The 13,341-nt window shown below is 61.9% G+C and carries 9 protein-coding genes; 5 read left to right on the plus strand and 4 right to left on the minus strand.

What is annotated here, in order from left to right:
- The first annotated feature begins 106 nt into the window (after positions 1-106).
- The 5 genes from F7R20_RS09990 to F7R20_RS10010 all read left to right on the plus strand — a co-directional run bounded on the left by F7R20_RS09990 (position 107) and on the right by F7R20_RS10010 (position 8,152).
- Positions 107-1,264 carry an efflux RND transporter periplasmic adaptor subunit gene (locus F7R20_RS09990; RefSeq protein ID WP_003205336.1) on the plus strand — a complete coding sequence of 386 codons (1,158 nt, stop codon included), beginning with the start codon at positions 107-109 and terminating at the stop codon, positions 1,262-1,264.
- On the plus strand, positions 1,261-4,377 hold the full coding sequence (locus F7R20_RS09995) for a multidrug efflux RND transporter permease subunit (RefSeq protein ID WP_003205337.1): 3,117 nt from the start codon (positions 1,261-1,263) through the stop codon (positions 4,375-4,377). Before F7R20_RS09990 ends, F7R20_RS09995 begins: the two co-directional genes overlap by 4 nt.
- Positions 4,378-4,386: 9 nt before the next feature.
- Entirely contained in the window at positions 4,387-5,070 is a 684-nt protein-coding gene (locus F7R20_RS10000) for a heavy metal response regulator transcription factor (RefSeq protein ID WP_003205338.1), read from the plus strand.
- Positions 5,057-6,424, plus strand: coding sequence for a heavy metal sensor histidine kinase (locus tag F7R20_RS10005; protein ID WP_003205339.1), 1,368 nt, complete (start codon positions 5,057-5,059; stop codon positions 6,422-6,424). Before F7R20_RS10000 ends, F7R20_RS10005 begins: the two co-directional genes overlap by 14 nt.
- A 231-nt stretch (positions 6,425-6,655) precedes the next feature.
- Positions 6,656-8,152 (plus strand): sensor domain-containing diguanylate cyclase, encoded by a 1,497-nt coding sequence (locus tag F7R20_RS10010; protein ID WP_003205340.1) that lies wholly within the window; start codon positions 6,656-6,658, stop codon positions 8,150-8,152.
- Positions 8,153-8,883: 731 nt separating this feature from the next.
- On the opposite strand, the gene lpxC is transcribed toward F7R20_RS10010, so the two are convergent.
- From lpxC to F7R20_RS10030, 4 genes are all read right to left on the minus strand, one after another.
- Positions 8,884-9,795 (minus strand): UDP-3-O-acyl-N-acetylglucosamine deacetylase, encoded by a 912-nt coding sequence (gene lpxC / locus F7R20_RS10015; protein ID WP_003178240.1) that lies wholly within the window; start codon positions 9,793-9,795, stop codon positions 8,884-8,886.
- A 112-nt stretch (positions 9,796-9,907) separates the two neighbouring features.
- Complete coding sequence (ftsZ, locus tag F7R20_RS10020) at positions 9,908-11,101, minus strand: cell division protein FtsZ (RefSeq protein WP_003205341.1); 1,194 nt, start codon at positions 11,099-11,101, stop codon at positions 9,908-9,910.
- Between the two features lie 98 nt (positions 11,102-11,199).
- On the minus strand, positions 11,200-12,459 hold the full coding sequence (ftsA, locus tag F7R20_RS10025) for a cell division protein FtsA (RefSeq protein ID WP_003205342.1): 1,260 nt from the start codon (positions 12,457-12,459) through the stop codon (positions 11,200-11,202).
- A 15-nt stretch (positions 12,460-12,474) separates the two neighbouring features.
- The gene (locus tag F7R20_RS10030; protein ID WP_013694173.1) at positions 12,475-13,341 is read right to left on the minus strand and encodes a cell division protein FtsQ/DivIB; all 867 of its coding nucleotides are present in this window, start codon (positions 13,339-13,341) and stop codon (positions 12,475-12,477) included.

Below are 13,341 nucleotides of genomic sequence, written 5' to 3' on the forward strand. Positions count from 1 at the left end.
GGACAAAACTGACAAGCCTGTCAGTTAGCCGTCACCTTCCTGACCGGCTCGTAACGCTATATAAGAAAGCTCAAACTCCTGTGTCCCGAACCGGCCCTTCATATCCATGCACACCCAGAAGAAAACCGTCCTGCTCGTCGTGTTGTTGGCTGCCCTGGCGGCCCTCGCCCTCTGGTTTGTGCTCAAGCCCGTGACCGCCAAACCCAGCGCTCCCGCCGCCGTTCCGGTGCGGGTTGTCAGCGTGGTGCAAAAGGATGTGCCGCGCTTTGCCAGCGGCATCGGTACGGTCCTGTCGCTGCACAGCGTGGTGATCCGGCCGCAGATCGACGGCATTCTCACCCGGCTGCTGGTCAAGGAGGGGCAACTGGTCAAGAAAGGTGACCTGCTGGCGACCATCGACGATCGTTCGATCCGCGCCAGCCTCGACCAGGCCCGGGCCCAGCTCGGCGAGAGCCAGGCGCAGCTGGCGGTGGCCCAGGTCAATCTCAAGCGCTACAAATTGCTGAGCGTCGATGACGGCGTCTCGAAGCAGACCTACGACCAGCAACAGGCGCTGGTCAACCAGCTCAAGGCCACCGCCCAGGGTAACCAGGCGGCCATCGACTCGGCGCAGGTGCAACTGTCCTACACCCAGATCCGCTCCCCGGTGAGCGGTCGCGTCGGCATTCGCAATGTAGATGAAGGCAACTTCCTGCGCACCAGCGACACCGAAGGCCTGTTCACGGTGACCCAGATCGACCCGATCGCCGTGGAGTTCTCCCTGCCCCAGCAAATGCTGCCCACCTTGCAACGCTTGATCGCGGCGCCCGAGCAAGCCTTGGTCAAGGCCTATATCGGTGCCGACGGCGCCACCGGGGAACTGCTCGGCGAGGGGCGCCTGAGCCTCATCGACAACCAGATCAACGCCAACACCGGAACCCTGCGGGCCAAGGCTGAATTCAACAACGCCGCGCAACGGCTGTGGCCCGGGCAACTGGTGACGCTGAAGATCCAGACCGCCCTCGACAAGGACGCCCTGGTGGTACCTCCCACCGTCGTCCAGCGTGGGCTGGAGCAACACTTCGTGTACCGGATCAAGGGCGACAAGGTCGAGAGCGTGCCGGTGGTCATGGTTTACCAGGACAGCGACATGCACATCATCAAGGGGGTGAACGCTGGCGATCAACTGGTGAGCGACGGTCAGTCACGGCTCAAGCCAGGCAGCCACATCCAGGTGCTCAGTGATCCGCCCGCCCTGGCCAAGACCACGGAGCCGCAACCGTGAAGGGCCGCGGCTCGGTTTCGGCGTGGTGTATCGACCACCCCATCGCCACGGTGCTGCTTACGTTTGCCCTGGTACTGCTGGGCGTGATCGCGTTTCCTCGCCTGCCCGTCGCGCCGTTGCCAGAGGCCGAATTCCCGACCATCCAGGTTAACGCGCAGTTGCCTGGGGCCAGTCCCGAAACCATGGCCTCGTCAGTGGCGACGCCGCTGGAAGTGCAATTCAGTGCCATTCCCGGCATCACCCAGATGACCTCCAGCAGTGCCCTGGGCTCGACCAACCTGATCCTGCAATTCAGCCTCGATAAAAGCATCGACACCGCCGCCCAGGAAGTGCAGGCAGCGATCAACACCGCCGCCGGCAAACTGCCCAACGACATGCCGAACCTGCCGACCTGGCGCAAGGTCAATCCCGCCGACAGCCCGGTGTTGATCCTCAGCATCAGCTCCTCCCTGATGCCCGGCACCGAGCTGAGCGACTACGTCGAAACCCTGCTCTCGCGTCAGATCAGCCAGATCGACGGCGTAGGACAAATCTATATCTCCGGCCAACAGCGTCCGGCGATCCGGGTCCAGGCCTCGGCCGACCGGCTCGCCGCCATCGGCCTGACCCTGGCGGACATCCGCCTGGCGCTCCAGCAGGCCAGCCTCAACCTGGCCAAGGGCGCCCTGTACGGCGCTTCGAGCATTTCCACCCTGTCCACCAACGACCAACTGTTCCAGCCTGAGGAGTACGGTGAGCTGATCGTGTCCTACAAGGACGGCGCACCGGTTCACCTCAAGGACATCGCCAAGGTCGTCAACGGCTCGGAAAACGCCTACGTCCAGGCCTGGTCCGACAGCGAACCAGGGGTCAACCTGGTGATCTTCCGGCAACCGGGAGCGAACATCGTCGAGACCGTCGACCGCATCCAAGCGGCCCTGCCCACCCTGCAAGCCATGTTGCCCGCCGCCGTGCAGGTCAAGGTCCTGATCGACCGCACCCAGACCATCCGCGCCTCGTTGCATGAGGTGGAGATCACCTTGCTGATCGCGGTGCTGCTGGTGGTCGCGGTGATGGCGCTGTTCCTGCGTCAGCTCTCGGCGACCCTGATTGTCTCGGCGGTGCTGGGGGTGTCGCTGACCGCCAGTTTCGCCCTGATGTACGTGATGGGGTTCAGCCTGAACAACCTGACCCTGGTGGCGATCGTCATCTCGGTGGGGTTCGTGGTGGACGATGCGATTGTGGTGGTGGAGAACATCCACCGGCACCTGGAGGCCGGTGACGGCATGCGCGAAGCGGCGATCAAGGGGGCTGGTGAGATCGGCTTCACCGTGGTCTCCATCAGCTTCTCGCTGGTGGCGGCGTTCATCCCACTGCTGTTCATGGGCGGCGTGGTCGGGCGCCTGTTCAAGGAGTTTGCCCTGACCGCCACCTCGACCATCCTGATTTCGGTGGTGGTGTCGCTCACCTTGGCGCCGACCCTGGCCGCGCTGTTCATGCGCGCCCCGGTACATCATGCCCACAGCAAGATGGGATTCGGCGAGCGTCTGCTGGGCTGGTACGAGCACGGCCTGCGTCGGGCCCTGGCCCATCAAAAACTGATGATCGGCGTGTTCGGCCTGACCCTGGCGCTGGCGGTGGTGGGCTACGTGTTCATTCCCAAGGGGTTCTTCCCGGTACAGGACACCGGCCTGGTGCTGGGCACCAGCGAAGCCGCCGCCGATGTGTCGTTCCCGGACATGGTCGCCAAGCACAAGGCCCTGGCCGACATCGTCGCCGCCGACCCGGCGGTGCAGACCTTCTCCCACTCCGTCGGTGTCTCGGGCAACAACCAGACCATCGCCAACGGCCGCTTCTGGATCGCCCTCAAGCCCCGGGGCGAGCGTGACGTGTCGGCCAGCGGCTTCATCGACCGGATCCGCCCGCAATTGCTGAAAATCCCCGGCGTGGTGCTGTACCTCAGGGCCGGCCAGGACATCAACCTCAGCTCCGGCCCCAGCCGCGCCCAATATCAATACGTGCTCAAGAGCAACGACGGGCCGAGCCTCAACGCCTGGACACAAAAACTCACCGACAAGCTGCGTGGCAACCCGGCGTTCCGTGACATCTCCAACGACCTGCAACTGGGCGGCAGCATCACCCACATCAACATCGACCGCAGCGCGGCGGCGCGCTTCGGCCTCACCGCCACCGATGTCGACCAGGCCCTGTACGACGCCTTCGGCCAACGGCAGATCAATGAATTCCAGACCGAGACCAACCAGTACAACGTGATCCTGGAGCTCGACACCCAGCAACGCGGCAAGGCAGAAAGCCTGGCGTATTTCTACCTGCGTTCGCCACTGAGTGGGGAAATGGTACCGCTCTCGGCCCTGGCCCGCTTCGATGCGCCGAGCAACGGCCCGCTGTCGATTGCCCACGATGGCATGTTCCCGGCCGCCAACCTGTCATTCAACCTGGCGCCCGGCGTGGCCCTGGGGGACGCGGTGCGCCTGCTCGACCAGGCGAAGAACGAGATCGGCATGCCCGCCGCCATTACCGGCAACTTCCAGGGCGCGGCCCAGGCCTTCCAGAGCTCCCTGGCCAGCCAGCCATGGCTGATTCTCGCCGCGCTGGTGGCTGTGTACATCATCCTCGGCGTGCTCTACGAGAGTTTCGTGCACCCGTTGACGATCATCTCTACCCTGCCCTCGGCCGGCCTCGGTGCGCTGATCATGCTCTGGCTGCTGGGCCAGGACTTTTCGATCATGGCGCTGATCGGGCTGGTGCTGCTGATCGGGATCGTCAAGAAGAACGGCATCCTGATGATCGACTTCGCCCTCGACGCCCAGCGCAACAAAGGCATGGTGCCCCAGGAGGCGATTTTCCAGGCGTGCCTGACACGCTTCCGGCCGATCATGATGACCACCCTGGCCGCCCTGCTCGGCGCCTTGCCGCTGATGCTCGGCTATGGTCCCGGCGCGGAGCTGCGCCAACCCCTGGGCATCGCGGTGGTGGGCGGCCTGCTGGTGAGCCAGGCGCTGACGCTGTTCACCACACCGGTCATATACTTGTGGCTGGAGCGACTGTTCCATCGACCCGCCCATCAGCCAGGGTCGGCGCCGACGGCGGCGCTGGCGAGCACAGACCACTGAGGCAGGGCCATGCGCGTTCTGATTATCGAAGACGAAGAAAAAACCGCGGACTATCTGCACCGCGGCCTGAGCGAACAGGGTTACACCGTGGACGTGGCGCCGGACGGCATCGAGGGGCTGCACCTGGCCCTGGAAACCGACTACGCGGTGATCGTGCTCGACGTAATGCTACCGGGCCTGGACGGCTTCGGCGTACTGCGAGCCCTGCGCGCCCGCAAGCAGACACCGGTGATCATGCTTACCGCCCGGGAACGGGTCGAGGACCGCATCAAGGGCTTGCGCGACGGCGCCGATGACTACCTGGGCAAGCCCTTCTCCTTCCTCGAACTGGTGGCCCGCCTGCAAGCCCTGACTCGTCGCAGCGGCGGCCATGAACCGGTGCAGGTGAGCATCGCCGACCTGTGGATCGACCTGATCAGCCGCAAGGCCACACGGGCCGGCCAGCGCCTGGACCTGACGGCCAAGGAGTTCTCCCTGCTCAGTGTCCTGGCCCGCCGCCAGGGCGAAATCCTCTCGAAAACCGCCATTGCCGAAATGGTCTGGGACATCAACTTCGACAGTGACGCCAACGTGGTGGAAGTGGCGATCAAACGCTTGCGAGCCAAGCTCGATGGGCCGTTCGAACAGAAGTTGCTGCACACCATTCGCGGCATGGGTTATGTGCTGGAGAGTCGCAGCGATGACCGTCCCTGACAGCATCGCCCTGCGCTTGAGCGGCATGTTCACGCTGGTGGCGGCACTGGTGTTCCTGTTGATCGGGGGCGCTTTATACCAGCAGGTCGCCAAGGGCCTGGGCCTGTTGCCCGAAGCCGAGCTCGATGCCCGCTACAGTGTCCTGGAGTCCACCGTTGGCCGCTACGGCACGCCTGAACACTGGGTGAAGATCAACAACAAGCTGCGATTGCTCGGAGAAGAAGACAAGCGCATCCATTTCTGGATCGTCAGCGACGATCCGCGCTTTGAATACGGCAATCCCGATGCGCAGATCCGTGCCTTTGCCCAAGGCGCCCTGGGTAAGCGCGACCTGACCTTGCCCCAACGACACTACCCGATGAAAGTGCTGGTGAGCCAATTCCCGGCCAAGGACCAGCGTCCGCCGCTGCGCTTCATGATCGGTATCGACACCGAGACCTTCTACCAGACCCAGCATCGCCTGCTGGTGGCACTGGTGAGCCTGGCGATTGTCGGTGTGTTCCTGGCTTCGTTGCTGGGCTACTGGGTCGCACGCATCGGCCTCAAGCCGCTGATAAAGCTGTCCGATGAAGCCCGGCGCCTGGCCCCGCCCCGCCTGTCCGGGCGCTTGCAGCTTTCGCCCTTGCCGCCGGAGCTGAGTCAGTTCGTCAGTTCCTTCAACGCCACCCTCGACCGGGTCGAACAGGCTTACTCGCGGCTGGAATCGTTCAACGCCGACGTCGCCCATGAATTACGCTCGCCCCTGACCAACCTGATCGGCCAGACCCAGGTAGCACTGACCCGTGGGCGCTCGGCCGAACACTACTTCGAAGTACTGCAATCGAATCTCGAAGAGTTGGAGCGGCTGCGCTCGATCATCAACGACATGCTGTTCCTGGCCAGCGCCGACCAAGGCAGCAAGGCCACCAAACTGACCAGCACCTCCCTGGCCGGCGAAGTGGCCACCACCCTCGACTACCTGGACTTCATTCTCGAAGACGCCCAGGTCCAGGTCCGGGTCAGCGGCGATGCCCAGGCCAACATCGAGATCGCCCATCTGCGTCGGGCACTGATCAACCTGCTGAGCAACGCCGTACAGCACACCGCGCCCGGGCAAGTGATCGACGTGCACATCGAAGCCCTTGGCGACCAGATCACCCTCGCGGTCACCAACCCCGGCGAACCGATTGCCGGCGAGCACCTGCCGCGCCTGTTCGAACGCTTCTATCGCGTCGATGCCTCGCGCAGCAACAGTGGCGCCAACCATGGGCTGGGTCTGGCCATCGTCAAGGCCATCGCACTGATGCATGGCGGGGACGTATTCGTGCGCAGTGACCAGGGCGCCAACACATTCGGGATCCGCTTGCCAGCCTGAGGCCTCCACAAGGTTCGATCTTTTCCAGCATTGAATGCTGGGCGAAAGCCAACTCGATCAGAATCGTCAGATCGCAGCCTTCAGCAGCTCCTACCCGGTTATTGCGCAAACACTGATTGCCCGCCCTCACCGATCCAAGCACAATCAGCAAAAGGCCAGCATCTGGTTCATTGCCGGTTTGCAATCCTTTGGGACGGATCCCAGCCACATCACAATGCAGACATCGGACCCATGAGCGCGCGCAGTGCGACACCCGGCAACACCCCGCCTTCGATACGTTCAGAACGGGTACTCGTACTGGCCAGTTCGCTGGTTGTCATTGCCATCCTGAGCATCGTGACTTTCCTGCTGATTCGCGAACATGCCGCCGCACAACAGGCAGCAACACGTGCGGCGAACAATATCGTGCAACTGATTGACGCCGACGTGCTGCGTAACGTGGAGCTCTACGATCTGTCGCTGCAAGGTTTGGTCTCGGCCGCCAAACGCGAAGACCTGAAAGACGTTTCGCCGGCGATTCGCCATCTGGCGCTATTCGACCGCGCCACCGCCGCCCCCTACAAAGGCGACATCCTGCTGCTGGACAAACGCGGCGATGTGATCGCTGACTCCGCCTCGATCACGCCACGTATAGGCAACTATGCCGATCGGGAGTATTTCCAGTCCCATATCCAAGATCCGAACCCGGGCATGATGATCAGCCGCCCGTTCCACTCCAGAAGTCATGGGCATGAATGGCGCATCAGTTTCAGCTATCGATTGAGCGATGAACGGGGTGAGTTCATGGGCGTGGCCGAGGCTGCGATGCGCCTTAGCTACTTCAACCAATTGTTCAAGAGCCTGAACATTGGTCATGGCGGCACGGTCAACCTGGTCAGCCGCGACGGTATCCTGCTGGCACAAGAGCCCCCCTTGGCCGAAGACCTGACAGGCAAGGACTTCAGTCACCGACCGAATTTCATGCGAATCCTGCGCGAAGGCAATGGGAGCTTCACCAGCATTTCCGGCCAGGATCAGAAGCCGCGCCTGTACACTTTTTCCCAGGTGGGCAACCTGCCATTGATCGTCGTGGTGGCGCTCTCCTCTCAAGAGGTGTTCGCGTCATGGCAACGCACGGCATTGCTGGTCAGTGGCGCCACTGGCGCACTCTGCATCGGTTTGCTCTGGCTCACCTGGCTGCTGCGCCGCGAATTGCGACGCCGCTACAGAGCTGAACGGGAATTGGCTCAACTGGCATCCGTCGACTCCCTTACAGGACTGGCCAACCGACGAACACTGGACGAGACGTTGCAACAGGAATGGCTGCGTGCCCAACGTTCGGGGCAACCGTTGTCTGTGCTGATGATCGATGCCGATCACTTCAAGGCATTCAACGACCGTCATGGCCATCAACGGGGTGATGAGGCCTTGCGAACCTTGGCGCAGTTGATCAGCAAGCATGTCCGTCGCCCTGCCGACCTGGCAGCGCGCTACGGTGGTGAAGAGTTCTCGGTTGTGCTGCCCGAGACCACCACCGCTGGCGCGTTCACCATGGCCCAGAACATTCGCGAAGCAGTTGAACAGTTGCTGCCTGTGGCCGAGGGGGAAGCGCCGATGACGGTCAGTATCGGCATCGCCACTTGGGTAAACGGGCCGTATGGCGAGCTCCAACAACTGTTGTTCGCGGCGGACAAGGCGCTGTACCAGGCCAAGTCCAGTGGGCGAAATCGTGTGGTTTGTGCGATGTGACGCTTTCCCTGTGGCTGTTCACTTAGTGTGTATATCCGTTGCTGCGGTAACGGCCACTGGCGGTTCCGCTCTTGCAGCGGCTCACTTTTGAGAAGCCCGGAAGCCGGCCCAGTCAAAAGTAAGCAAAACGCTCATGCCCCACCACTTGGTGCCTCGCTTAGGCTCGGCATGCCTGAACGAAGGCATTGCTCCGTGGGCCGCCGCGAAGGGCCATCCATGGCCCAGCGCGGCTAACGGGGCGCCCGAGATCAACGTCCACCGCGAGGCGGCCTAACAGCCGACCTGGTTCTTGATGGGGAGCGCGTTTCCCCTGTGGGAGCGAGCCTGCTCGCGATGGCGGTGGTTCAGTCACATGGATGCTGGGCTTGCCGGCCTCATCGCGAGCAAGCTTTGCTCCCACAGATCTGACAGGTGTACGACCAGGAGAACCAGGTCGGCTGTTAGGCCGCCTCGCGGTGGACGTTGATCTCGGGCGCCCCGTTAACCACACGGACCCACGGAGCAATGCCTTCGTTCGGGCACACCGAGCCTAGGCGAGGTGCCGAGTGGTGGGGCAAAGCGCTTTTGGTTACTTTTGGCTGGTCCGGCTCCCGGCTCTTCCAAAAGTGACCCGCCGTAAGGGCGGAGCCATAAGCCGCCGTTACCGAAATAACGGATATAAACACCAAGAAAGCGCCCATAAAAAAAGGCCACCCAAAGGCAGCCTTCAAAAACTAGAGAGGTTTTTTTGCCTACACGGCCGCAACAGGGCGCATGTAGGAGATTGGTGCGGTGCTGGCGTCTTCGAACGTCACGACTTCCCAAGCATCTTTCTGCTCAATCAACTTGCGCAGCAGCTGGTTGTTCAGTGCATGGCCGGACTTGAAGCCCTTGAACTCACCAATCAGGCTATTGCCCAGCAGGTAGAGGTCGCCGATTGCATCGAGAATCTTGTGTTTGACGAATTCGTCTTCATAGCGAAGGCCGTCTTCGTTCAATACACCATCGGAATCAACCACGATCGCGTTTTCAACACTGCCGCCGAGTGCGAGGTTGTGCTTGCGCAGGTACTCGATGTCACTCATGAAACCAAAGGTACGGGCGCGGCTGACTTCTTTTACGAACGAAGTGCTGGAAAAATCCACGCTTGCACTCTGGGTGCGGTCACGGAAAACCGGGTGATCGAAATCGATCTCGAAGCTCACCTTGAAACCTTCGAAAGGGACGAAAGTGGCGCGCTTGTCGCCGTCTTCCACTGTCACTTCCCGCAGGATGCGGATGAACTTCTTGGCGGCATCCTGCTCTTCCAGGCCTGCCGATTGAATCAGGAATACGAAGGGTCCGGCACTGCCATCCATGATCGGGACTTCGGACGCGGAGAGCTCGACGTAGGCGTTATCGATGCCCAGGCCAGCCATGGCCGAGAGCAAATGCTCCACCGTATCCACTTTGGTGTCACCGTTGACCAGAGTGGTCGACATAGTGGTTTCACCAACGTTTTCCGCGCGAGCAGGAATCTGCACCACAGGGTCGAGGTCGGCACGACAAAACACAATGCCGGTATCGATAGGCGCGGGCTTGAGGGTCAGGTAGACCTTCTCGCCGGAGTGCAAGCCGACACCTGTGGCACGGATAATATTCTTCAGGGTGCGTTGTTTAATCATGGCATGGGCCGCTTCAGCGCAAATTGCGAACTGGTATCAACAAAGGCTGGCGATGATAGCAGACCAGACCTTTGCTGAACACCAATCACCCGTATCCCCCTGATACATTTCATCAATCGGCCTGACGACGCAGGAAAGCCGGGATGTCCAGGTAATCCAGATCGTCTTGCGGATTCATCTTCGCGGCAGTCGCTGTACCGGCCTGGGCCTGGTTGCGCATGACGGTCGGACGGTCCAGGTCACGGTAGTTCACCGCAGGCGCTTCCTGACGCGAAGCCACTTGTTGTTGCGGTTGCGAAGCCATGGAGGTGTGAACGGTGTTGTCGATGACCTTCACAGGCTTCTCGATTTTCGCGCCCAGACCGGTGGCAACCACGGTAACGTGCAACTCGTCGCGCATGTCCGGATCGATAACGGTACCGACCTTGACCATCGCGTGCTCGGAAGCGAAGGCTTCGATGATGCTACCCACGTCGGAGTACTCACCCAGGGACAGGTCAGGACCGGCGGTGATGTTCACCAGGATGCCGCGTGCACCTTGCAGGTTCACGTCTTCGAGCAACGGGTTGCGGATGGCCGCTTCGGTGGCCTCGCGTGCACGGTTCGGACCGCTGGCGCAGCCAGTGCCCATCATCGCCATGCCCATTTCGCTCATGACAGTCCGTACGTCGGCAAAGTCGACGTTGATCATGCCTGGACGCTTGATGATGTCGGAGATACCGCGAACGGCACCGGCCAGCACGTCGTCAGCCTTGGCGAAAGCCGACAGCAGGCTTGCGTCTTTACCCAGGATGGTCAGCAGCTTCTCGTTGGGAATGGTGATCAACGAGTCGACGCTTTCAGACAGCAGACGGATACCTTCGTCGGCGATCTGCATACGCTTGCGGCCTTCGAAAGGGAACGGACGAGTCACCACCGCAACGGTGAGGATCCCCATTTCCTTGGCCACTTCGGCGATGATCGGCGCCGCACCAGTACCGGTGCCGCCGCCCATGCCCGTGGTGATGAACACCATGTTGGTGCCTTGCAGGACTTCTGCGATGCGCTCACGGTCTTCAAGAGCGGCCTGACGACCGACTTCCGGGTTGGCGCCGGCGCCCAGGCCTTTGGTCACGCCAGTGCCCAATTGCAGGATGGTCCGCGCGCCGATGGATTTCAGCGCTTGGGCATCAGTGTTGGCGCAGATGAATTCAACGCCTTCAATGTTGCTCTTGACCATGTGGTTGACAGCGTTGCCGCCGCCACCGCCGACACCGATTACTTTGATAACCGGGCTAGCGGGGATGTTGTCTACGAGTTCGAACATTTTCCCTCTCCTTTCATTCTCTAGTTTTTTCGCCTACTGCGTTTGCTGCGTCTTCCAGCGCCAAGCCTGAAACCTGCCGCGTGAAGCTTTGAAACTGTTTAAAAGTTGCCTTTGACCCAAGCCTGGAGCCGCTCGAACAGCGGAGCCTTCGGCTCGTCGCTGCTGTAGCTGTCGCGGCTGCCGATGCCTGAGAACGAAATCCCGTCGGACTGCTTCTGCAGGCCGTACATCAACAGGCCCACGCCGGTGGAATAGATCGGGTTGCGGACCACGTCATCCAGGCCCTTGACGCCATGGGGCACGCCCAGGCGCACCGGCATGTGGAAAATCTCTTCGGCCAGCTCGACCGCGCCTTCCATCTTCGACGTACCGCCGGTCAGCACGATGCCGGCCGGGATCAGGTCTTCGTAGCCACTGCGACGCAGTTCGGCCTGGATCAGCGTGAACAGCTCGTCGTAACGCGGCTCGACCACCTCGGCCAAGGCCTGGCGCGACAGCTCGCGCGGTGGACGGTCGCCAACGCTTGGCACCTTGATGGTTTCGCCGGCACCGGCCAGCTTCGCCAGGGCACAGGCGTAACGGATCTTGATTTCCTCGGCGTACTGGGTCGGGGTGCGCAACGCCATGGCGATGTCGTTGGTCACCTGGTCACCGGCAATCGGGATCACCGCCGTGTGGCGAATGGCGCCTTCGGTGAAGATCGCGATGTCGGTGGTGCCGCCGCCGATGTCCACCAGGCACACGCCCAGCTCTTTCTCGTCGTCGGTCAGCACCGAGTAGGCCGAGGCCAGTTGCTCGAGGATGATGTCGTCGATTTCCAGGCCGCAGCGGCGCACGCATTTCTCGATGTTCTGCGCAGCATTCACCGCACAGGTCACCACGTGGACCTTGGCTTCCAGGCGCACGCCGGACATGCCCAGGGGCTCACGCACGCCTTCCTGGTTATCGATCACGTAATCCTGCGGCAGGGTGTGCAGCACACGCTGGTCGGCCGGGATCGCCACGGCCTGGGCCGCGTCGAGCACGCGCTCAAGGTCGGCGGAGCTGACTTCGCGATCACGAATGGCCACGATACCGTGGGAGTTCAGGCTGCGGATGTGATTGCCCGCCACGCCGACGAACGCCGAGTGGATCCGGCAACCGGCCATCAGCTGCGCCTCTTCGATGGCGCGCTGGATCGATTGCACGGTGGACTCGATGTTCACCACCACGCCTTTTTTCAAGCCACGGGACGGGTGTGTACCGATCCCGACGATGACCAGCGTGCCGTCGTCCGCGACTTCGCCTACCAGCGCCACCACCTTGGAAGTGCCGATATCGAGACCGACGATCATTTTCCCGCTTTGCACGTTTGCCATGGGTCCTGCCTCTTCTTAATTCTTCGCGACGGCGGGTACGGCCGTCGTGGGCGCTACAGGTTCCCGCCAGCCAACAGCCAGGCCGTTGGCGTAGCGCAGATCGATGCGCGCAATGTTCGTAATCTGTTCTTTAAGCGTCTTGTCATAGATGGCGATGAAGCGGCGCATCTTTTCCACCAGGTTGCCGCGACCGAGCAACAGCTCGATGCCCGGCCCCGAGCTACCCGCGCCAGTGGTCAGGAACCAACTGCCGCGCTCACGCAATTCCAGGCGCGCGATGGAGAAGCCCAATGGCCGCAACATCTGGCTCAACACCTGGTATTGCTGCATCACTTGCTGCTGGGCCCGCTGTGGGCCGAACAGTTGTGGCAAATGTTCATAGTTGGCCAGTTCCCGCGGCGTAAACGCCTGGCCCTGGTTGTTCAACAACGACTCGTCGCCCCAACGGGCCACCGGCAATTGCTCTTCCAGGCGGATCGACACCTGGTCAGGCCACACCCGGCGGACTTCGGCGTGGGCGATCCAAGGCATCTGCTCCAGTTCCTTGCGCATGCCCGCCAGGTCGATGGTGAAGAAACTCGACGCGACGAACGGAGCGATCCGCTGCTGCACGGCCTGCTGGCTGATGTAGCTCAGGTCGCCCTGGACGTTGATCCGGGCGATCGGCCGGTCGGCATAAGGCAGCAACCGTTGCGCGCCTTCATACGTACCGAACCCCAACGCCACCAGCAGCACCGGCCAGAACAGGCTCTTGAGAAAGCCAAAATTGGCTTTCGGCAAGCGCGCCGACATCGGCTCTTTGGCCACCATTCGGCTGGCACCCCGCGGCACCGGCTTGCGACCGGGTGCGGATGGCTGATGACGAAGCGATGCGCCTTGCAT

It is taken from the genome of Pseudomonas brassicacearum subsp. brassicacearum (assembly GCF_008801605.1).
GTDB lineage: Bacteria > Pseudomonadota > Gammaproteobacteria > Pseudomonadales > Pseudomonadaceae > Aquipseudomonas > Aquipseudomonas brassicacearum.

Coding starts and splice junctions, on each gene's coding strand:
- F7R20_RS10005 (WP_003205339.1), top strand. CDS start 5,057: ATGACCGTCCCTGACAGCATCGCCCTGCGCTTGAGCGGCATGTTCACG.
- ftsA (WP_003205342.1), bottom strand. CDS start 12,459: ATGGCAAACGTGCAAAGCGGGAAAATGATCGTCGGTCTCGATATCGGC.
- lpxC (WP_003178240.1), bottom strand. CDS start 9,795: ATGATTAAACAACGCACCCTGAAGAATATTATCCGTGCCACAGGTGTC.
- F7R20_RS10030 (WP_013694173.1), bottom strand. CDS start 13,341: ATGCAAGGCGCATCGCTTCGTCATCAGCCATCCGCACCCGGTCGCAAG.
- F7R20_RS09990 (WP_003205336.1), top strand. CDS start 107: ATGCACACCCAGAAGAAAACCGTCCTGCTCGTCGTGTTGTTGGCTGCC.
- F7R20_RS10010 (WP_003205340.1), top strand. CDS start 6,656: ATGAGCGCGCGCAGTGCGACACCCGGCAACACCCCGCCTTCGATACGT.
- ftsZ (WP_003205341.1), bottom strand. CDS start 11,101: ATGTTCGAACTCGTAGACAACATCCCCGCTAGCCCGGTTATCAAAGTA.
- F7R20_RS10000 (WP_003205338.1), top strand. CDS start 4,387: ATGCGCGTTCTGATTATCGAAGACGAAGAAAAAACCGCGGACTATCTG.